The sequence below is a fragment of the Kitasatospora sp. NPDC058046 genome, from assembly GCF_042885595.1.
GTDB lineage: Bacteria > Actinomycetota > Actinomycetes > Streptomycetales > Streptomycetaceae > Kitasatospora.
Genome location: NZ_JBHVRS010000022.1, coordinates 32,975 through 52,302 on the forward strand (window position 1 = coordinate 32,975; position 19,328 = coordinate 52,302).

Here is a 19,328-nt window from a genome sequence, read left to right on the forward strand (position 1 = left end):
TCCATCTCTTCCGGTTATGCCGCAGGGGTCCGGTCGCCTATCGTCGTCGCCCATGGAGATGCACCAGCTGCGCTACTTCGCCGCCGTGGTCGACGAGGGCACCTTCACCGCCGCCGCCGCCCGGCTGCACGTGAGCCAGTCCGGCGTCAGCACCCAAGTGGCCAAGCTGGAGCGCGAACTGGGCCAGCAGCTGCTCGACCGGACCGGCCGCCAGGTGCGCCTCACCCCGGTCGGCGAGGCGGTCCTCCCGCTGGCGAGGAACGCCCTGGCCACCCTCGGCGCCATCCAGCACACCGCCGCCGAGTTCGCCGACGCCGTCCGCGGCCGGGTCCGGCTCGGCATGATCATGGGCTGCTCGATCCCGCCCTTCCTGGACACCGTCGCCGACCTCGGCCGCAGCCACCCCGGCATCGAACTCAGCCTGCACGAGGGGCACTCCGAGGACCTCCAGGCACAGGTCCTGGCCGGCTCCCTCGACCTGGCCCTGATCGGCTACACCGGCGAGGCCGCCCCGGGGCTGGAGGACACCGTCGTCGTCGACGAGCCGATCGCCGCCGTCGTCCCCGCCGGGCACCCCCTCGACCGGGCGCGGCTCCGCCTCGCCGACCTGCGCGGCGAGAAGGTCCTCTGCCTCCCCCCGGGCACCGGCCTGCGCGCCGCCTACCAGGACTCCTGCCGCCGGCTCGGCCTCGATCCGCGGGTGGACATCGAGGCCAGCTCCCCGGCCGCCCTGCTCCGGCTCGCCGAGCGCGGAGCGGGCGTCGCCGTCCTCAGCGCCTCCTCCGCCACGGGTGCCGGGCTGCGGGCCGTCCCGCTGGCCGACGCCGCCACCTGCGCCCGGCTTGGGCTGGTCGTCCGCCGCGACCAGCAGTCCCCGGCGGTACGGCTGTTGCGCGCGAAGCTCGCCGCGGCGATGCGCCCGGCCTGAGCGCCGCCCGCCGCGCCGCGCCGTCCCCCGTACCGGCGCGGGCGGGCCGGCGGGCCCGTCGACCGGAGCTCAGGCCTTCCAGCGCGGATCGCGCCCCGAGGCGGCCAGCGCGCGGTCCCAGGCGGAGGCGTCCTCCGGCAGCGCCACCGACTCGGCGAAGCCCGCGTACCGGCGGTACAGCTCGGCGTTCTCCGCCACGATCTCCCCGGCCAGCAGGGCGAGTTCCTCGTCGACCCCGATGCGCCCGCCGGTCGCCCGGGCCACGTCCCAGCCGTGCAGCAGCAGCTCCAGGACCAGCATCCGGGCGATCCCGACCGCCGGTACCGGGGCGCCGCCGAGGTCGACGTCCCCCTCCCAGACGGCCGGGTCCGCCCAGGCCGCGACCGCGCGCTCCAGCTGGGCCGCGTAGCCGGAGCGCCAGTCGGCGTCGGCGGTGAAGTCCCGCGCGCCGAGCTCCTCGGGCAGTTCGACCCGCCGGGCCCGGTGCTCCAGGCCGTGCGAGGTGTAGAGCACCCAGTGGTTGATCAGCGCACGGGTGTCGAACTCCGTGCAGGGCGTCGGCGCGTCCAGGGGCTGGTCGGCCGGGACGGCGGTGGCGACAGCGGCGGCGGCGGAGGCGGCGCGGGCCAGGAGCGGGTGCAACGGGTGGGCGGTCATGGCGCCGATTCTGCGCGGGGCCGTACCGGCCGGTCTTGAAGAAACGCGACGACTAGCCTGGCGGCATGGGCACGGACCCCCTGGACCCCCTGGACCCGTTGGAACCCCCGGACGCTCCCGGCCTCGGCCGCGGCGTGCTCCACCCCGCCCGGGCGGCGGAGCTGATCACCGTGGACCGGCTCGTCCCCGACCCGGCCGTGGCCCGGTTCGTCGAGTACTACTGGCTGGTCCGCTGGGACCTGTGCGGCCTGCCGCCGTACGAGCAGAAGGTGCTCGCCCACCCGAACGTCCACCTGGTCTTCGAGGCCCCGCGGGCGCGCGTGTACGGGGTGGACCGCTCGCTCTTCGTCCGCCGACTGGAGGGCGCGGGGCACGTGCTGGGCGCGCGGTTCCGGGCCGGCGCCTTCCGCGCGCTCGCCGGGCACCCGGTGAGCGGGCTGGCCGACCGGTCGGTGCCCGCCGCCGAGTACTTCGGGCCCGGGGCCGACCGGTTCAACGCGGAGGTCCTCGGGGCGTCCGGCGACCCCGCGGCCCTCGCCGACGCCTTCCTCCGCCCCCGGCTGCCCGAGCCCGACCCGGTCGCCGCCGAGGTCGCCGCGATGGTGGACCGGATCACCGGCAGGCCGGACCTGTGCCGGGTGGACGCGCTGGCCGCCGAGCTGGGCCTGACGGTCCGCCGCCTCCAGCGCCTGTTCGCCGAGTACGTCGGCGCCTCCCCGAAGTGGGTGCTGCGCCGGGCCCGCCTCCACGAGGCCGCCGAACGCGCCGGGACGGACGGCGGGTTGGACCTGGCCGCGCTCGCCGCCGAGCTGGGGTACGCGGACCAGGCGCACGGCTGGTCGGCCTAGCCGTAGTACAGGAATTTGTCCTGCTCCTCATGTACTAGAACTAGTGATGAGGAGTGAGGCCCCATGGCCCCAAAGAAAATCGCGGGCACCGAGAACGCCCCGGTGACACCGTACGACGGGTGCGGCATGTGCCTGGTGGGCGTCCGTCGACTGTCCCGAGTGACCGCCGGCACCAACAGCCCCGCGCGACAGATGGGGCAGGTGATCGAGGGAGCTACGGCAGTCGGCGGGCACATCATCGCGTGGGCGGACGACTGGGAGGTGTCCGGCGCCACCGACCCGAAGACCCGGCCGGGACTCGGTCCGTGGCTCCGCGGTGAGCGTGGCCCCTACGACGGGTTGGCTGCTGCGGCAGTCGACCGGATCGGCCGGAACCAGGTCGACACCCTTGTGACCGCCTACGAGAACAAGGCGGCTGGGCGCCACCTGGTGACCGCGGACCACCCCGGGCTGTGGGACCTTGACGACTCGAACCAGGAAACCGAGTTCTCTATCAAGTCGCTCGGTGCGCAGATGGAACACCGGTCGATCAAGAAGCGGGTACAGGACGAGACGAAGCGCGCCGTAGCCGCCGGGCAGGTGAACTGTAAGCCGAGCTACGGGTACCGGAACGTCCGGGACAAGGCCGGAAAGATCACCGGCCGGGAGTTCGAGCCCGGCGCACAGGCCAACATTCAGGAGGTGGCCCGGCGGATTCTTGCAGACTCGACCGGCAAGATCACCGTTTACAGCGAGGCTGCACGCCTGACCCGGGCAGGGGTGCTGAGCCCGGATGACTGGCGGGCCGTGATGTACGGCCGCGAGCCGCAGGGCAAGCCATGGCGAGGCGACAGTTTGCAGGGGATTCTCATCTCCGAAATTGCCTTGGGCTATCGCATGTACAAGGGGCGCCCCTTGATCGGTGATGACGGACGGCCAATCCGTATCGGGCCTGAGCTGTGGAACCGCGCGACACACGAAGCGCTGAAGACGAAGCTTGTTCCCGCCAAAAAGGTGCCCACGCTGCCACGTGCTGTAAGGACCCCGGGCAGCACCCTCACATGTGCGGGCCGGATCACCTGCGGAAACTGTAATGAGCGGCTGTACCGGAACGGAGCTATCAACACGAAGGAAGGGGCGATACCTGCCTACCGGTGCACGGGCCGGATGATGGGAATCATCACTTCGCAGGACTGCCAACCCGCCCCCGCAATCGGCGTACCGGACGTCGAAGGGCGGGTCGCGACCTGGTTCCTGGAGCGCTACGGCTCCGCAGAGATCATGCAACGGGTCTTCGACCCGGGCACCGGCTACGCCAGCCAGATTGCCGAGCTGCAAGCAGCCCGGAAGCGGCTCCGGGACGACCGGAACGCAGGACTGTACGAGGATGAGGACGACGCAGCGTGGTACCAGGACCGGTACCAGCAGCTCACCAGCGACATAGCCGAGTTGAAGAAGAAGCCCGAGCGGCCCGCCGGTTGGCACGTCGTACCGACCGGGCAGACCGTCGCCGACCGATGGCGCGAGGCGGACGGAGCGGGGCGCCGCGAGATGCTGGACGAGTACGGCGTCAAGGTCGTGCTGTACCCGGTGTGGGGCCGCGGGAAGGCCAACCGCGTGGTCATCACGGCCGAGATCAACCACGACCCCGGGGCCGAGGTAACGGGCGCGGTCGAAGGCGACCAGGACCGTCCCGAGGCCCCGCAGCCGCAGTCCGAGGCTCCGCAGGTGGGCCGTACGACCGTCCGGCTCGCCGAGCCCGGTGCGGAGCCTGCCGAGGACGACCCGGACTCGGTACCGCCCGTGCCGGTGGGCGCACCAGCGTCGGAGTCCGCCCTCGCTGCGTAGCCGCTCGACAGCCCGAGGGGTGACGGGGTGACGTTCGAAGGGCCAAATTCAGTTTCTTCTATGACACAGCAAGTCTAAGAAGAAACTGAAATCACCCCTTCGAACGTCACCCCGTCACCCCTTCGACGTTCGCGGGAATTCGTCCCCTCTTCTAGTAGTGAGAGGGGGCGGGACGCTTCCGGCGGCACGTTCGGCGGCCCGCGGGAATTCGTCCCCCTCTTCTAATAGTGAGAGGGAGCGCAGGAGTACCGCGCACCCCACCGACGGGACCCGGCGGACCGAGTGCCTGCGCCCCTCTCTCGCAACCCTGCCCGTGCACCACGTACCCGCGTTACCGGGTGGCCGCCGGAGTCGTGCGGCAGGGTGCGGGGGCTGCACCGCCCACGAGTAACCCCGTCCGCCAGGGCGGGCCGAAAGGGGTCGTAAGCGCGTGCAGTCCCCACCATCGCCAGATGGCGCGATGCACAGAGATCGTGGTCTTCGGCTTGATGCAACTGTTCACCGAGGGGGCATCGTGCGCTGTATCGACTGCCCCTCGCCCCCGACTCACCGGGGGCGCTGCGAGGCCCACCACACGGCCTACGAAGCCCGCCCGAGTGTCTGTGCCCGCCGCCGGCTGCTCGCCCTGGTGGCACGGCGCCACAGCGGCGCGGAGAGGCTTCGCCGGCTGGTCGACCGGACAGGCTCCGCGATGTGCGGACTGTGCGGCGAGACTTTCCCCGCCGAGCTGGTCGACGTCGACCACCGGCAGCCGCTCGCCCTCGGCGGCGAGGACACCGACAGCAACGTTCAAGTGCTCTGCAAGTCGTGCCATCAGGCCAAGACCCGAGAGGACTTCGACCACCAGCGTCCACAGATCTGACCCACTAGAACGTTAGTTGCCGTTCGCGTCAATGAAATTGACCGGGTCGTTCCTGCTGAAGGTGTACTGGTTGAAGGCGGAAGGCTTGACGCCCCCCAACTCGGAAAGATCCAGGGGCTGGAACCGCGCGGCAGGATTGCCTGACGCATCCACTACGGCGAGCGCTGCGGGAATCACGCTTCCGCCCCTGACGACGATCACGGGCTGACCGTCGCGGTACTCGATTGCCAGCGTGCCGATGTCCTCGGGCTTGACCTGGTCGGCCGGAACGCGTGCGGGTTCCGTGGGCGCCGTTGCTGCGGGGGTGGGAGTCAGTCCAAGGTTTGCCATCTGCTCGGGTGACATCTGCACCTTCGCGGGGCCCTTTGAGTTGGGCGTGTCCTCGGGCATGGCTGTCTCCTTACTGGCCGGCTCGCTGCCGACGCGCGGTGGATCTTCCCATGACGGAGCGTTATCAAACCACTACCTCTTGACAGATCGGAGGTGCCCCGTGCCCCGAAGACCCCGCCCCCCGTGCAGCGTTCCCGGATGCCCCGAGCTGACCGTCCGTGGTGGTCGCTGTCCGCAGCACCAGCGCGAGGCAGAGCAGCAGCGAGGCAGTGCGGCAGAGCGCGGCTACGACTCCCGTCGATGGGCCCGGGTCCGACGGGCGTACATCTACGCGCACCCCTGGTGCCTGCTGTGCGGACGGTCGGCCGTGGTCGCCGACCATCACCCGGAGTCGCGTCGCTCGCTGCTTGCCCGAGGTGTCGAAGATCCGGATGCATGGTCGCGGCTCCGCCCGCTGTGTACGCAGTGTCACAACCGAGAGACCGCCACCCACCAGCCGGGCGGTTGGGCTGCCGAGCGGGTTAAGCCGGTCACAGGGCTCTGACCTGCGGGTTTACCCAGGGGGGTGACCCCCTTCCCTCCTGACCCTGACCGGCAGGGAGGCAAAACTTTCCGATGGCTAATTTCGACATTTCTACGAGCCGAGGCTCGATGCCGAATTCCACTGTTCAAAATGGAGGATTTTAACTATGGCCCTGACTCTTGCTGAATCCGCCAAGCTCTCTACGGAAGACCTCCAGCGTGGCGTAATCGAAACGTTCATCCAGGAGTCGCCTATCCTTGACCGCTTGCCCCTTATTCAGACCAAGGGAACGGCGTATCGATACAATGAGGAATCCGCACTTCCCGGAGTTTCCTTCCGAGCTGTCAATGAAGCGTACCCCGAGAGTGTGGGTGCGGTGAGTTCTCGCATCGAAACCCTTGCCATTCTCGGTGGTGACTCCGATGTGGACAAGTTCCTTGTGCAGACGCGCGGCGATGTCAATGATCAGCGGGCAATCCAGGAGACGCTGAAGGTCAAGGCCGCTTCGCTGCATTTTGCTGACCAGTTTTTCAACGGTGACACCGCAGTGGATCCGAAGGGACTTGACGGTCTGCGTAAGCGCCTGATCGGGCGGCAGGTGCTCGATGCGAAGGGAGTCGGCCCGGTTGCCAACGGATACGACTTCTTCGATGCGCTCGACGCGCTGACCGCGCAGGTTCGTGGGATTACCGGGCAGAACGGTGCGCTGTACATGAACGCAGCGATCCTGGCGAAGATCCGCTCCGGGTTCCGCCGGCTCGGTGGCGCGGAGCTGCTGACGTCCGAGATCAACGGCAAGAAGGCCACCATGTGGAACGGAATCCCGATGCTCGACCCCGGCCAGAAGCTCGACGGCACCGACATTCTCCCGCTCACGGCCGGTACCGGCGGTAAGGAGACTGGCGACATTTACGCGGTTCGGTTCGGTACCACCGAGGCGGACGCCGGTGTCACGGGTCTGACGAACGGTGGCATTCAGGTGACCGACCTCGGCGAAGCGCACGACAAGCCGGTTTATCGAACCCGCATTGAGTTCTATTGCGGCATTGCGCTGTTCGGCGGTAAGGCGGCGGCGCGCCTGGTGAACGTTCTCGCTGGCTGACTTACTAACATGGCAAAGGCCCCCGTCCCCACTTCCCTTGCGGGTTGTGGGGCCGGGGGCCTCTTTTGCGTTGGCGGGTCAGACGGTGCCGAAGTCCCCGGCCTGGACACCCGCGACGAACGACGCCCATGCCTCGGGGGTGAAATGCAGCCAGGGTCCTTGGCGGTCCTTGGTGTCACGGACAGTTCCAGGGCGGTTGTCATCTACTTCGACGCAGTCTCCGCCGTTCCCGTTGGTGTAGCTACTCGTCCGCCAGTGGGCGGGCAGTTCCTCGGAGTGCATTGGCGAATCCTTCCAGTGCCGATCTGATCACGGCCTCGGTGTCGTGTGGAGAGAGAGACTGGGCCCTCAGCAGATCGTAGAGGTCGCGGCGTTGAGCCACGGCGTGCGCATCCTCAATCAGGTGGCCCGACCGACTGCCTTCCTCGTACGCGATCACCTCTTGATCGGGCAGGGTCAGCAAGATCAGGGACGTGCCTCCCATCTCCGAGTGGACTCCTGCGCTGAACGGGAGTACCTGGACCGTGACATGTCGAAGCTGGCATGCGGCGAGAAGCAAAGACAGTTGCTCGACCATGACTGCGGCCCCACCAACCGGGCGCCGCAATGCCCACTCGTCCACGATGAACCAGTACCGGCACGGTGGTGGGTCTTGGTGGAGCCGGGTCTGACGCGCCATACGCGTGGTCAGCCAGTCCTCCAACTCCTCCGGAGTAGCGAGCGGCTCGCCAGCGTTGAGCACCGCGCTGGCAAAGGCTTCCGATTGGAGCAGGCCGGGCACTGTCAGCGTGTACGACGCATGGCCGATGGCAGTGTTGGCCAACTTCAGGTACGTCGAGTACTTGTCGGGGAAGGGTTCCCGCTTTGCAAGTGCGTAGTAGCGCTGGAACGACCCGTCGGTGTTGAACGCTGTGTCCAACTTCTCGGACAGACCCTCTGGTGGCTTCGAGTCGCCACCCTCAATCCGGCTGAGGTGTCCCAGCGAGAAGTTGAGGATCTTGGCGAGTCTGCCGAGCGACATGTTGTCGTGCAGCTTGCGGAGTCGCCGGATCTCAGAGCCGTAGAAGTGGCGCGGGCTCTTGTCGGGCTGAAGCTCCCGTTCTTTCCAACCCACTGCTGCTCCTTCATGTTTCGCCCCGGTTGCTGCTGCCGTTGGAAACATGACGGCCCTTCCGATGCTAGCGCCGTGTGCCGATGCTGGTAGCAGGCCGACTACGGAACGGAGCAGCATGTTGACGCGACACGGCACCGTCCTTCCCTCATTGCTCACCCATGACCAGGAACCCGACCGGTGCCCGGACGGCGAGGAGATCAGCCCGGACCCGCCGCAGCCGGACGGCATCAGCACCTGGGCGTGCTCCCACGGCCACTTCGGCTTCCTGCTGCCGTCGGAGCACCTGAAGATGCACCCGCAGGACGACCGCGTTCAGGTCTGTGGCCGGAAGCGAGTCACCAGCGTCCCCGCCCCGGTCATGGCGTGACGGTTCGGTCCTGGGGCCGGCTGTGGTTCCACCGGGTCACCCACCCGGTGGTCACGACTCAGATGCTCTGGGGTCTGCACCTCCAATTCGCTTGGCCAGTCGCCCTGTTCAGTCCGAGGCGACGACAGATCGTCCGCACCGAGTACACCCACGTGACCCCCCCGGCATGTGGAGCTTCGTGCGGAGCTCGACCGGCGGCGCCTGCGACTGCCGCCGACCCCCGAGTAGCACCTACAGGCTCCCGTCCCGACCAGACGCCTTCCGGGCACCCCCGGTTGGGACGGGCTCCAACTCCCGTGCCCCGCCCTGGGGAAGCTGGTCGGGGGCGGAACGCCCGGTACGGGAGTGGTGGCTCCGTCCGTACGCGCATCCCCCGTCGTGGATGGGCGGGGCCACCACACAGACCCCCACCGACGGACGGCCGGGGAACGATGCTCAGGCCCCCGTCCCGGTCGTCCAGCCGTCCGAAGTTGCCGAGCCGACCGGACGGGCTCCACAACGATAGGAACGCCCTTGAAGGACAAGGAACTTCGACGTCCCGAACGCTGGGTTCGGGCCGAGATTCTGATCACGAACGCGGATCGGCGGGTCCTGCTCATGGTGCCCACCGATCAGCCGGGGCTGCTGCTGCCGGGAGGCTACGTGCGCCAGGGAGAGCAGATCGCCGACGCTGCGGCGCGCGAACTCGCCGAACAGACCGGGCTTCGCCGGTTCGTCTCGCACCACCTGGGCGTTGACCAGATCCCGGCCAACCCGGCGACCGGAGAACCCGAAGGGGTCACGATCGTCTGTGACGGCGGGGAAGCGTCCCGGCTGGAGATGAAGCTGCTGGCCGAACAGGGCATGCCGGTGGCCGGGTTCAAGCGGTTCAGCGGGTACCGATGGTTCTCGCCCGATGAGCTGGCCGAAGTCGTGAGCCCCGGCACGCTGCTGCACATCCGGGTGGCCCTGGGCATCCTGGCCCAAGGGCTGTGTCAGCCGCTTCTGTACATCGGTCAGCCGGCGATCGAACGGCGCGACGCCTGATGTGGGCCGTCACCGAAGCTGACCACCAGCACATGCTTCGCAAGCTCGTTGCCGCCGCACTGCCCGCCGTTGCCCACCGTCACACGACCGGTGTCGGTCTGCGTACTCTCGGCATCCTCTACGGGTGCAACCCCGAATGGCTTCGTGATCAGCTGAGCGCCAGCGGGTATGCCGTCCGGTCTCTGGATGAGGCGATCATGCGACACGTCGAATCCACGCCCTGGGAAGCCATTCTCATCTCCGGCCGCACGGTTCGGCCGTGACGATCCCGACTCCCGTCCGGTCCGACTGCCAACTTGGATGGCTAGTCCGATCGGACGGGTCTAGCCCCGTCCGAGTCCGCTCGGGCGGGGCATTGCCCTACTCCGTGGTCGGGGCCGGGCGCTTCTCCAGCGGGACCACCCACGAGCCCTTACCCCATTCCGTCTCGATCAGTCCGCGCTCGCGGAGCACTTCGAGTGACCGCCGAATGGTCATTGGAGCCCGCTTGAAGCGCTCCGCGAGCGCCGACTCAGACGGGAACGGCGTCCCGGCGTCGTACACGCCCGCGTGAATTTCGACCGTGAGTTCGTCGGCAACGAGAAGGTACGGCGGAACGCGCTTTGGGCGCTGAGCGGGGCTGACGGGCATGCCAGAAGAGTACGGAGACCCGGCTTCGAGCTCTACTTAGAAGGGTAGAGGAGTAGACGACTTAGAGGAGTGGGGATATCGTCAGCAGCCCAACAGAAAACCCGGCGACGAGGGCGGTTGCAGCCGCTGATTCGTCCCGGGGATGGCCCTAGCTTTCTCGGAGCTAAGACATGACTCAGCTTATCGTCCTGGCCGCACTCTGGGTGCTGCGCTTGCTGCTGCCGGCTCACGGCCAGCACCGCGCCCCGCAGCCTTTTGCGGCCCCCATGGTCCCCGCCCGGCTGCCCGTCTCCGAGCCGTCGACTCCTGCCCCGTGCGAACCGACCCCGGAGCCGGAACGCCAGTACATGGGCCCGCTCATCCGTCCGCACATCGACCACGCCGCGTGGCTCGCCGAGCTGGACGAGATGCAGCGCGACTACAACGAGAGGCAGCGTCAGCGCGAACGGCGCGAAGCACTGCGCGCGGTGGCCAGGAACCGGCCGGACACCGGGTACACCTACCCGGGTGCGCCTACCTTCTCCGGGGCGGTGGCGTGATGACCCCGGCGACCGCCGCGAAGCCGACGTGCGGTGCCCCTCGCCCCGGACGTCCCGTCGGTGCGCCGTGCAACCGTGAGCCGTTCCACGGAGACGACCACGCGAACCGGCTCGGTGAAACGTGGCCCCGTCTCGCTCCCGTGCGTTGCACGCGCTGCAAGGGCCCAACTACCACCCCGGTCCCGATTGGCCACCAGGAAGCCGCAAGCGGGCCCGGGTACACCCTGTGGGCGTGCTCGCTGTCCTGTCCCGAGTGAGACCCCACCTTGCCCCGTCCGGAACCTCTCCGGACGGGGCTTTCTGCGGTCTGACCCCGGATCAGAGGCGGCCGCGTATGCTACGTCTAAGGGGAGCAGGCGCACCTCACCCGGGACTTCGCCGCCGCCGTCGGCGTGCCCCCGGCCCGCTACGCGGGGGCGGGTCAGGCTCCGAGGAAGCGCTGCAGCTCGTCCAGGACGTAGTTGGCCCCGGTGTACCCGATCCCCTGGAACCACAGCTGGTCGTCGACCGGGAACGCCCGGTGCCCCTTGACCGCCCCCAGCGCCTGCCAACCCGGGCTCGCCAGGGCGGCGTTGGCCCCGGACAGCTCCGGATCGCCGTACGTCGCGTAGAGCAGCAGGTCGCCGTCGGCCTTGGCGAGCTGGTCCGGCGGGATCTCGGTGTCGGACTGGTCGACGTTCTGCGCGTCCGGCCGGCCGACCTGGGCGTCGGCGAGCACCGTGCCGGGGAAGCTCTGCCGGCCGAACAGCCGGATGCCGCCGCCCTCCACGAACCGCACCAGGCTCACCTTGCGCCCGGACAGCTTCGCCGCCGCCAGCGCCTGGGCCACCTGCCCGGCGTGCTTCTGGTACGCGCCGGCGAAGGCCGCCGCGGCCGCCTCCCGGTTGAGCGCCTGGGCGTGCAGCTGGAAGTCGGCCTTCCACGGCGCCCCGGCGGTCTGGGTGAGCACGGTCGGGGCGATCTCGCGCAGCTGCTCGTAGCGGTCGCCGTCGCGGGTCTGGTTGGAGAGGATCAGGTCCGGCCGCAGCGCCCGTACGGTCGGCAGGTCGGGTGAGCCGGCCGGGCCGACCAGCCGGATCCCGGCCGTCCGGGAGGTCGGCCAGTACTCGGGGTAGCGGGTGTCGCGGGCCGGGAGCGCGGCGCCGACCGGGGTGATGCCGAGGGTCAGCGCGGAGTCGAGCACGTCGGTGTCCAGCACGACCACCCGCATCGGCGCGCCCGGCACCACGACGGGGCCGGTGGCGGCGTTCACCGTCACCGACGGCACCGGGGTCGGGGACGGCGAGGCGCCGCCGGCGGGGCCGTCCGCGGTCGCCGGGGCCGGCCGCCGGGCGGCGGTGCAGCCGGTGGCCGCCGCGAGCGCGCCCGCGCCGAGGCCGGTGAGGAGGGTGCGGCGGGAGATCCGGGGCATCGGCGGTCCTCTGGCGGCGCGGTGGGGTCGGGGCGCCGTCGATTATGTCCGAAATGGCACTTAAAGTGCCGTTAAGCGCGGGCCGTCAGGCGCGAGTGGCGTCCGGGGCGAGCGCCGCCCACGGGGCGCCCGGCACGACCAGCGGCGTGCCGGTCACCGGGTCCGGCACCACCACCGAGTCCAGTCCGAACACCTCCCGTACCAGTTCGGCCGTCACCACGTCCCCGGGCGCGCCCTGCGCCACCACCCGGCCGTCCCGCATCGCCACCAGGTGGTCCGCGTACCGGGCGGCCTGGTTGAGGTCGTGCAGCACCGCGACGACCGTCCGGCCGCGCTCGACGTTCAGCCGGCGGACCAGGTCCAGCACCTCCACCTGGTGCGCGATGTCCAGGTAGGTGGTCGGCTCGTCCAGCAGCAGGATGTCGGTGCCCTGGGCGAGCGCCATCGCGATCCAGGCGCGCTGGCGCTGGCCGCCGGACAGCTCGTCCATGCTCCGCTCGGCCAGCTCGGCGGTGGAGGTGCGCTCCAGCGCCTCCGCGACCGCCGCCTCGTCCTCCGGCGACCACTGCTGCCACCAGCTCTGATGCGGCTGGCGGCCGCGCGCGACCAGGTCCGCCACCGAGATGCCCTCCGGGGCGGACGGCGACTGCGGCAGCAGGCCGAGCCGCTGGGCGATCCGCTTGGTCGGGATCCGCGCCAGCTCCTCGCCGTCCAGCAGCACCGCGCCCCGGACCGGCTTCAGCAGCCGGCCGAGGGCCCGCAGCAGGGTCGACTTGCCGCACGCGTTCGGGCCGACGATCACCGTCACCCGCCCGTCCGGGACGGCCACGTCCAGGTCCTCGACGACCGTGCGCGCCTCGTAGGCCAGGGTGAGGCCCCGGGCCTCCAGGCGGTGTTCGGACATCAGGAACCTCCACGGCGGGATCGGATCAGCAGCCACATCAGGTACGGCGCGCCGACCAGGCCGGTCACCACGCCCACCGGCAGCTCCGTCGGAGCCAGCAGCCGTCGGGCGACCAGGTCGGCGAGGACCACCACCAGCGCGCCGGTCAGCGCCGAGCAGAACAGCGGGACCTGTGCCGAGCGGGCCAGCCGCAGCGCGATCTGCGGGGCCATCAGCGCGACGAAGTCCACCGGCCCGGCGGCCCCGGCCGCGCACGAGGCCAGCACGATGCCGAGCAGCGCCATGCCGAGGCGGATCCGGTCCAGGCGCAGGCCGAGGCCGACGGCGGTGGCGTCGTCGAAGGAGATCGACCGCTGGGCGCGGGCGGCCCACAGCGCGACCGGCACGGCGGCGAGCAGCACCCAGGCGAGCCAGTCGGCCTGGTCGTAGCCGGCGCCGTTCAGGCTGCCGGTCATCCAGACCTTGGCGGCCTGGGCCTGGAAGCCGTCGCCCTTGGTGAGGAAGACGGAGGTGAGCGAGGACAGCGCGACGCTGATGCCGATGCCGATCAGCACGAAGCGCTGCGCGTGCAGGCCGCGCCGCCAGGCCAGCGCGTACACCAGCAGCCCGGCCACCAGGCCGCCGGCCACCGCCGCGTACGGGGCCTGGCCGGTCGAGCCGACCACGCCGTACGCCATCAGACCGACCACGGTCGCGGTCGCGCCCCAGGTCACGCCCACCACGTCGGGGCTGGCCAGCGGATTGCGGGCGACGGTCTGGATCAGCGCCCCGGCCAGCCCGAGCGCCAGGCCGACCAGCAGCCCGACCACCACCCGGGGCAGCCGGAACTCGCCGACCACCAGCTCGTGCGGGCTCGGCCGGCCGAGCACCACCTTGACCACCTCGGACGGCGCGACGGTGGACTCGCCCAGGCAGAGCGAGGCCACCACGGTCGCCGCCAGCGCCACCAGCAGCCCGACGGTGACGGCCAGCGAGCGCCGGTGCACCAGGAACGACGCCCGCCCGGCCCGGACGACGGTGTAGCCGCGCAGCGAGACCTTGCGGGAGACGGATGCCGTGCCGGGGACGGAGCTCGTACCGGGGACGGAAGTCATGCCGCCACCACCTTGCGGCGGCGGACCAGGGCCACCAGCACCGGGACGCCGACCAGCGCCGTCATCACGCCCGCCGGGACCTCGGACGGCGGGAACAGGACCCGGCCGAGGGTGTCGGCGAGCAGCAGCAGCGCCGGGCCGAGGACGGCGGAGAAGGCGAGGATCCAGCGGTGGTCGGCGCCGGCCAGCGCGCGGGCCGCGTGCGGGACGGCGAGGCCGACGAAGGCGATCGGGCCGGCCGCCGCGACCGCCGAGCCGGTCAGGACGGTCGCGCCGAGCGCGCCGACCGCCCGGACCAGGCCGGTCTTGGCGCCCAGCCCCTTCGCGGTGTCGTCGCCGAGCGCCAGCGCGTCCAGTCCGCGCGCCACCGCGACCACCAGCACCGTGCCGACGGCCAGGAACGGCAGCAGCTGCCAGGCCACGTCCGAGGTCCGCCCGGAGAGCGAGCCGACGTGCCAGAAGCGGAACTGGTCCATGGTGGCCGCGTCGGTGGTCAGCACCAGGGTGTTGAGCGAGGCGATGAAGGCGGACGTCGCCGAGCCGGCCAGCGCCAGCTTGATCGGCGTGGCCCCGCCCCGGCCGCGCCCGGCGAGCCCGTACACCAGCACGGTGGCGATCACCGCGCCGGCGAAGCCGAACCAGACGTACCCGGTGAGGGTGGAGACGCCGAAGCCGGAGATGGCGACCACCACGCCGGCCGCCGCGCCCTGGGAGACGCCGAGGATGCCGGGGTCGGCGATCGGGTTGCGGGTCAGGCCCTGCATGACGGCCCCGGCCAGGCCGAGCGCCGCGCCGACGGCCAGTCCGACGACGGTGCGCGGCACCCGCAGTTCGCGGACCACCACGGCGTTCGCGGTGTCGCCGCCGTGCAGCAGGGCGTCCAGCGTGTCGCCGAACGGGATGGTCCGGCTGCCGACCGCCAGGCTCAGCAGCACCGCGGCGGCCAGCACGACGAGTGCGGCGGCCAGCCACAGTATTCGGCGCCGCGGCGCGCGGTACGGCGCGCGGGGCGCACCGGGTGGTGCGCTGGTGTCGGTCATGGGCCCTCTCCGCTGACAACTCAGGCAAACCTAAGTTCCGCCGTGAAGCCCGGGCAAATCGCCTCGTGGCCCGGGGCACCCGTTGGGTAGCCTGGCGGCATGCCCGCGACCTCACCCGCCCCGCTCACCGTCGGCTTCGACCTCGACATGACGCTGCTGGACACCCGGCCGGGTATCCGCGCCACCTACCTGGCGCTCTCCGCCGAGACCGGCACCCCCATCGACGCCGACCTGGTGGTCACCCGGCTCGGCCCGCCGCTGCTGGACGAGATCCGCAACTGGTTCCCGGAGCACGAGGTGGAGCGGGCCGTCACCCGCTACCGCGAGCTCTACCGCGACCACGCCTTCGCCCCGACCGTGGCCCTGCCCGGCGCCCACGCCGCCGTCGAGGCGGTCCGCGCCCACGGCGGCCGGGTCGCGGTGATCACCGGCAAGTACGAGCCGAACGCCCGCCTCCACCTGGAGCACGCCGGGCTGGCCGCGGACACCGTGATCGGCGACCTGTGGGCGGAGACCAAGGGCGACGCGCTGCGCGAGCACGGCGCGAGCGTCTACGTCGGCGACCACCTCGGCGACATCCGCGGGGCCCGGCACGCCGACGCCCTCGCGGTCTGCGTGCCCACCGGCCCGTACAGCGCGCGGGAACTCCACGAGGCGGGCGCGGACGTGGTGCTGGACGACCTCACCGGCTTCCCGGACTGGCTCGCCGGCCACCTGGCCGACCGCTAGGGCGGGCGCCGGAGCAGGCCCGCGGGCCTCAGGAGCCGGAGGGCCTCAGGACTCGACCGGCTCGATCCGGCGGCGCTGGGCCCGCGCGTTCAGCAGCAGTCCGGTCAGCGCGGCCAGGAAGCCGGCCGGCATCAGCATGCTCAGCCAGTACGCGGCCGTCGGCAGCGGCGTCAGGTGCAGGAACAGCGGGACGAAGGTGACCAGGGTGGCGAGCGCGCCGAGACCGAAGACGATCACCCCGGCCTTGACGTACACGTCGCCGGGGTCGGCGCTCTGGCTGCTCACGTCTGCTCACTCCTACGGGCCGGTCGGAACTGCCCCCAGTCTGGCAGAGCGGCCGCCGGGGAGGCCCACCGGAGCGGGCCGGTCACGTTGCGCAGTTTCCCGGCAGCTGAACGTTTTGATCCCTGTTGAGCGGGGGTATGCACGGGGTGCCGAGGGGCGCTACAGGTGCGCCCCGCGTCCTCAGACCCGGGGGTGTGAGCCGATGGACCGCGCGGAGCCGCGCCCCGGCCGTGCCAGTGCCGGGTCGCCCGTGACCGCGAGATCCCGTTCCCGCCGCCCCCACCGGGCCTCGGAACGCGGGTCCCTCGCGGAACGCGGATGAGGCAGTGACGGACGGTTAGTCTGCTCCTGACCGCGTGCCGGCCACGAGCGCCCACGGGCGCCGAGCCGAGGTCGGCCGCCTTTCCCCACCACCCAGTGATCCCCGGCCAGGGCCGGGATCCCTCACACCCATTCGAGGACTGTTCGAGATGCCCACCGGCCAGGTCAAGTGGTTCAACGAGACGAAGGGCTTCGGCTTCCTGTCGCGCGACGACGGCGGGGACGTCTTCGTCCACACCAAGGCGCTGCCCGACGGTGTCACGTCGCTGAAGCCGGGTCAGCGGGTCGAGTTCGGCGTGGTCGCCGGCCACCGCGGGGACCAGGCGATGGCCGTGCAGCTGCTGGACGCACTGCCCTCGGTGGCCGCCGCCCAGCGGCGGAGCGCCGACGACATGGCGCCGATCGTCCAGGACCTGATCACCACGCTGGACGCGGTGCTGCCCGGCCTCCAGCGCGGGCGCTACCCCGCCAAGCCGACCGGCCAGAAGCTGGCCGGCCTGCTGCGCGCGGTGGCCGACAACTTCGACGTCTGACGGGGAGCCGGACAGCCCTGGAGCCGGAACGCGCTGAAGTCGGAACGCTCTAGAACGCCAGCACACCCGGGTCGAGCGGGGGCACCAGCCCCTCCGCGGCGGCCCGGGTGAGCAGCGCGCGGACGGCCGCGTAGCCCTCCTCGCCGAGGTCCTCGGTGAACTCGGTGACGTACAGACCGATGTGCTGCTCGGCGACGTCCAGGTCCATCTCCTGGGCGTGCGCCAGCACGTACCCCCGGCTCGCGGCCGGGTCCGCCCAGGCCTGCCGGACGGAGGAGCGGATCGCGTCGGCGATCTCCCGCAGCCGCTCGGCGCCGAGCGAGCGCCGGGCGACGATCGCGCCCAGCGGGATCGGCAGGCCGGTCTCCCGCTCCCAGGCCTCGCCCATGTCGGCCAGGCTGTGCAGGCCGTACTGCTGGTACGTGAAGCGGGCCTCGTGGATGACCAGGCCGGCGTCCACCCGGCCGTCCCGGACGGCGGGCATGATCTCGTGGAACGGCAGGACGACGATCTCGCCGAAGCCGCCCGGCACCGCCTTCGCCGCCCAGAGCCGGAACAGCAGGTAGGCGGTGGAGCGCTCGGAGGGCACCGCGACGGTCTTCCCGGCCAGGTCGGCGGGGGAGTCCACGCCCGGCAGGGTGAGCACCAGCGGGCCGCAGCCGCGGCCCAGCGCGCCGCCGCAGGGCAGCAGGGCGTACTGCTCCAGGACCCAGGGCAGCGCGCCGTAGCTGATCTTCAGGACGTCCAGCTCGCCGCGTTCGGCCTGCCCGTTGGTGATGTCGATGTCGGCGAAGGTCACCTCGGGGGCGTCCGCCCCGGGCACCAGGCCGTGCGCCCAGGCGTGGAAGACGAAGGTGTCGTTCGGGCAGGGCGAGTACGCGATGCTCAGCCGTTCAGCCACGGCCGGCCTCCTCAATCGGTTCGTGGTGCGGATGCCAGCTCGTGGACGGGCAGGGCGGCGAAGGCCCGTTCCAGCGCGCCCAGGGCCTCGCCGATCCGCCAGGCGGCCCGGTCGCGCGGGCCCACCGGGTTGGACACGGTGCGCAGTTCGAGGGCCGGCACGCCGTACCGGGCGGCGGCCTCGGCCACGCCGAAGCCCTCCATCGCCTCGGCGACGGCGCCCGGGTGGCGGGCGGCCAGCGCGGCGGCGCGCTCGGCGCTGCCGGTGACGGTGGAGACGGTCAGCACCGGGCCGGTCACGGCGTCCAGCGCCCGCGCGGCCAGCGCGACGGCGGCCGGCGGCGGGGTGTGCTGGACGGTGCCGAAGCCCAGCTCGGTGACGTCGGCGAAGCCCTCGGGGGTCTCGGCGCCGAGGTCCGCGGCCACGATCGCGTCGGCCAGCACGGTGGCGCCGACCGGGGCGAGCGGGGCGAAGCCGCCGGCGATCCCGGCCGAGACGGCCAGGGCGTACGGGTGGGCCGCCAGCGCGGTGGCGGCGGCGGCCGCGGCGGCGGCCGGGCCGACCCCGGCGGCCAGCACGTCCACCGGCACCGCCAGGGCCCGGTGCAGCGTGCCGCCGGGCAGCGGCAGCGCGGCGGACCCGCCGGGCAGGCCGCGCAGCACCGCCTCGGCCTCGGCGGCGACCGCGACGACGACGAGCAGCCGGGCCCCCGCGGGGTCCGACCGCTCGCCCCGGCCGTCGGCGACGGCGTGCGCGGTCATCGCGGGACCGTCAGCTGTCCTGGGTGTTCAGCTGGAAGTACCAGACGGCGATCGGGGCCTCCTGGTTCGGGTCGCCCTCGACCACGGTCACCACGGTCTTGCCGCTGGAGTTCAGCAGCTTGCCCGCGGCCTGGGCGCCGGACCAGGTCTGGCCCTTGGCGGCCGAGAACAGGCTGTAGCGCCCGCCCTGGTTGGCCGAGCCGCCGTTGGTGAAGGCCCACCAGCCCGTGTCGGCCACGTTCGGCGAGACGCCGACGCCGACCCGGTCGCTGCCCACGACGTCCGAGGAGGGCAGCGAGCCGTCCTTCAGCGCCTTGGTCGCGTCCTCCTGGCACTGCTGCTGCTGGTCCTCGGTGAGCGGGCTGCCGCCGTTCCAGCACAGCGGCTGCGCGACGACCGAGGAGTTGCCCACCGTGAGCGTGGCCTGGTGGGAGATGTGCTCGGTCTGGCCGGCGGCGATGGCGACGGAGGTGCCCACCGTGGCGGCGCCGACCACGACGACGGCGCCGAGGGCGGCGATGGCACGGGAATTGAGGCTCATGCGTCAGAATCTACCGGGCCGGGCCGATCACGCGACGCGGGGGTAGGCACCGCGT

Annotated in this window: 24 protein-coding genes; 11 read left to right on the top strand and 13 right to left on the bottom strand. The window is 71.4% G+C overall.

Annotated features, from left to right (window positions below; all coding sequences use genetic code 11):
* Nucleotides 1–52: 52 nt before the first annotated feature.
* The gene (locus tag ACFVU7_RS34345) at nucleotides 53–928 is read left to right on the top strand and encodes a LysR family transcriptional regulator (protein ID WP_388049087.1); all 876 of its coding nucleotides are present in this window, start codon (nucleotides 53–55) and stop codon (nucleotides 926–928) included.
* 69 nt (nucleotides 929–997) lie between these two features.
* Here ACFVU7_RS34345 and ACFVU7_RS34350 read toward each other — a convergent pair whose 3' ends face one another.
* Nucleotides 998–1,585 (bottom strand): TIGR03086 family metal-binding protein, encoded by a 588-nt coding sequence (locus ACFVU7_RS34350; RefSeq protein WP_388049089.1) that lies wholly within the window; start codon nucleotides 1,583–1,585, stop codon nucleotides 998–1,000.
* Between the two features lie 65 nt (nucleotides 1,586–1,650).
* Between ACFVU7_RS34350 and ACFVU7_RS34355 the strand changes: the two genes are divergently transcribed.
* From ACFVU7_RS34355 to ACFVU7_RS34365, 3 genes are all read left to right on the top strand, one after another.
* Nucleotides 1,651–2,433: a DUF6597 domain-containing transcriptional factor gene (locus ACFVU7_RS34355; RefSeq protein WP_388049091.1), complete on the top strand. Its 783-nt coding sequence runs from the start codon at nucleotides 1,651–1,653 to the stop codon at nucleotides 2,431–2,433.
* A 159-nt stretch (nucleotides 2,434–2,592) separates the two neighbouring features.
* On the top strand, nucleotides 2,593–4,260 hold the full coding sequence (locus ACFVU7_RS34360) for a recombinase family protein (protein WP_388049094.1): 1,668 nt from the start codon (nucleotides 2,593–2,595) through the stop codon (nucleotides 4,258–4,260).
* Between the two features lie 628 nt (nucleotides 4,261–4,888).
* Entirely contained in the window at nucleotides 4,889–5,122 is a 234-nt protein-coding gene (locus tag ACFVU7_RS34365; RefSeq protein WP_388049097.1) for an HNH endonuclease, read from the top strand.
* 12 nt (nucleotides 5,123–5,134) lie between these two features.
* Here the strand turns inward: ACFVU7_RS34365 and ACFVU7_RS34370 are convergent, their stop codons facing one another.
* A complete protein-coding gene (locus ACFVU7_RS34370) occupies nucleotides 5,135–5,512 on the bottom strand; it encodes a hypothetical protein (RefSeq protein ID WP_388049100.1) in 378 nt (125 codons plus the stop codon).
* A gap of 629 nt (nucleotides 5,513–6,141) precedes the next feature.
* Here ACFVU7_RS34370 and ACFVU7_RS34375 point away from each other — a divergent pair.
* Nucleotides 6,142–7,077 (top strand): major capsid protein, encoded by a 936-nt coding sequence (locus tag ACFVU7_RS34375; RefSeq protein ID WP_388049103.1) that lies wholly within the window; start codon nucleotides 6,142–6,144, stop codon nucleotides 7,075–7,077.
* Between the two features lie 78 nt (nucleotides 7,078–7,155).
* Here ACFVU7_RS34375 and ACFVU7_RS34380 read toward each other — a convergent pair whose 3' ends face one another.
* Nucleotides 7,156–7,359, bottom strand: a complete 204-nt coding sequence (locus ACFVU7_RS34380; protein ID WP_388049106.1) for a DUF397 domain-containing protein — start codon at nucleotides 7,357–7,359, stop codon at nucleotides 7,156–7,158.
* The gene (locus ACFVU7_RS34385; protein WP_388049109.1) at nucleotides 7,319–8,191 is read right to left on the bottom strand and encodes a Scr1 family TA system antitoxin-like transcriptional regulator; all 873 of its coding nucleotides are present in this window, start codon (nucleotides 8,189–8,191) and stop codon (nucleotides 7,319–7,321) included. The genes ACFVU7_RS34380 and ACFVU7_RS34385 overlap by 41 nt, the downstream gene beginning before the upstream one ends.
* A 115-nt stretch (nucleotides 8,192–8,306) precedes the next feature.
* Here ACFVU7_RS34385 and ACFVU7_RS34390 point away from each other — a divergent pair, with 115 nt between their 5' ends.
* From ACFVU7_RS34390 to ACFVU7_RS34400, 3 genes are all read left to right on the top strand, one after another.
* Nucleotides 8,307–8,558: a hypothetical protein gene (locus tag ACFVU7_RS34390; protein WP_388049112.1), complete on the top strand. Its 252-nt coding sequence runs from the start codon at nucleotides 8,307–8,309 to the stop codon at nucleotides 8,556–8,558.
* Between the two features lie 513 nt (nucleotides 8,559–9,071).
* A complete protein-coding gene (locus tag ACFVU7_RS34395; protein WP_388049115.1) occupies nucleotides 9,072–9,584 on the top strand; it encodes an NUDIX domain-containing protein in 513 nt (170 codons plus the stop codon).
* Between the two features lie 32 nt (nucleotides 9,585–9,616).
* Nucleotides 9,617–9,847, top strand: coding sequence for a hypothetical protein (locus ACFVU7_RS34400; protein WP_388049118.1), 231 nt, complete (start codon nucleotides 9,617–9,619; stop codon nucleotides 9,845–9,847).
* 97 nt (nucleotides 9,848–9,944) lie between these two features.
* Here the strand turns inward: ACFVU7_RS34400 and ACFVU7_RS34405 are convergent, their stop codons facing one another.
* Nucleotides 9,945–10,214, bottom strand: a complete 270-nt coding sequence (locus ACFVU7_RS34405) for a GntR family transcriptional regulator (RefSeq protein ID WP_388049120.1) — start codon at nucleotides 10,212–10,214, stop codon at nucleotides 9,945–9,947.
* A 170-nt stretch (nucleotides 10,215–10,384) separates the two neighbouring features.
* On the opposite strand from ACFVU7_RS34405, the gene ACFVU7_RS34410 reads away from it, so the two are divergent.
* Complete coding sequence (locus ACFVU7_RS34410; protein ID WP_388049123.1) at nucleotides 10,385–10,753, top strand: hypothetical protein; 369 nt, start codon at nucleotides 10,385–10,387, stop codon at nucleotides 10,751–10,753.
* A 421-nt stretch (nucleotides 10,754–11,174) separates the two neighbouring features.
* On the opposite strand, the gene ACFVU7_RS34415 is transcribed toward ACFVU7_RS34410, so the two are convergent.
* The 4 genes from ACFVU7_RS34415 to ACFVU7_RS34430 all read right to left on the bottom strand — a co-directional run bounded on the left by ACFVU7_RS34415 (nucleotide 11,175) and on the right by ACFVU7_RS34430 (nucleotide 15,202).
* Nucleotides 11,175–12,164: an ABC transporter substrate-binding protein gene (locus ACFVU7_RS34415; protein WP_388049126.1), complete on the bottom strand. Its 990-nt coding sequence runs from the start codon at nucleotides 12,162–12,164 to the stop codon at nucleotides 11,175–11,177.
* Between the two features lie 85 nt (nucleotides 12,165–12,249).
* Nucleotides 12,250–13,068 carry an ABC transporter ATP-binding protein gene (locus ACFVU7_RS34420; RefSeq protein ID WP_074005463.1) on the bottom strand — a complete coding sequence of 273 codons (819 nt, stop codon included), beginning with the start codon at nucleotides 13,066–13,068 and terminating at the stop codon, nucleotides 12,250–12,252.
* Nucleotides 13,068–14,162, bottom strand: a complete 1,095-nt coding sequence (locus tag ACFVU7_RS34425) for an iron chelate uptake ABC transporter family permease subunit (RefSeq protein WP_074005464.1) — start codon at nucleotides 14,160–14,162, stop codon at nucleotides 13,068–13,070. The genes ACFVU7_RS34420 and ACFVU7_RS34425 overlap by 1 nt, the downstream gene beginning before the upstream one ends.
* On the bottom strand, nucleotides 14,159–15,202 hold the full coding sequence (locus ACFVU7_RS34430) for an iron ABC transporter permease (protein ID WP_049658474.1): 1,044 nt from the start codon (nucleotides 15,200–15,202) through the stop codon (nucleotides 14,159–14,161). Before ACFVU7_RS34430 ends, ACFVU7_RS34425 begins: the two co-directional genes overlap by 4 nt.
* A gap of 99 nt (nucleotides 15,203–15,301) precedes the next feature.
* On the opposite strand from ACFVU7_RS34430, the gene ACFVU7_RS34435 reads away from it, so the two are divergent.
* Nucleotides 15,302–15,931: an HAD family hydrolase gene (locus tag ACFVU7_RS34435; protein ID WP_049658472.1), complete on the top strand. Its 630-nt coding sequence runs from the start codon at nucleotides 15,302–15,304 to the stop codon at nucleotides 15,929–15,931.
* 45 nt (nucleotides 15,932–15,976) lie between these two features.
* On the opposite strand, the gene ACFVU7_RS34440 is transcribed toward ACFVU7_RS34435, so the two are convergent.
* Entirely contained in the window at nucleotides 15,977–16,216 is a 240-nt protein-coding gene (locus ACFVU7_RS34440) for a hypothetical protein (protein ID WP_049658468.1), read from the bottom strand.
* 470 nt (nucleotides 16,217–16,686) lie between these two features.
* Between ACFVU7_RS34440 and ACFVU7_RS34445 the strand changes: the two genes are divergently transcribed.
* On the top strand, nucleotides 16,687–17,070 hold the full coding sequence (locus ACFVU7_RS34445; RefSeq protein WP_049658465.1) for a cold-shock protein: 384 nt from the start codon (nucleotides 16,687–16,689) through the stop codon (nucleotides 17,068–17,070).
* 49 nt (nucleotides 17,071–17,119) lie between these two features.
* Here the strand turns inward: ACFVU7_RS34445 and ACFVU7_RS34450 are convergent, their stop codons facing one another.
* Genes ACFVU7_RS34450 through ACFVU7_RS34460 form a run of 3 tightly spaced genes read right to left on the bottom strand, consistent with a single transcriptional unit; the run spans nucleotide 17,120 to nucleotide 19,273 of the window.
* Nucleotides 17,120–17,971, bottom strand: coding sequence for a 1,4-dihydroxy-6-naphthoate synthase (locus ACFVU7_RS34450; RefSeq protein WP_388049129.1), 852 nt, complete (start codon nucleotides 17,969–17,971; stop codon nucleotides 17,120–17,122).
* Between the two features lie 11 nt (nucleotides 17,972–17,982).
* A complete protein-coding gene (locus ACFVU7_RS34455; protein WP_388049132.1) occupies nucleotides 17,983–18,732 on the bottom strand; it encodes a futalosine hydrolase in 750 nt (249 codons plus the stop codon).
* A 10-nt stretch (nucleotides 18,733–18,742) separates the two neighbouring features.
* A complete protein-coding gene (locus ACFVU7_RS34460; RefSeq protein ID WP_049659504.1) occupies nucleotides 18,743–19,273 on the bottom strand; it encodes a hypothetical protein in 531 nt (176 codons plus the stop codon).
* Nucleotides 19,274–19,328 lie beyond the last annotated feature (55 nt).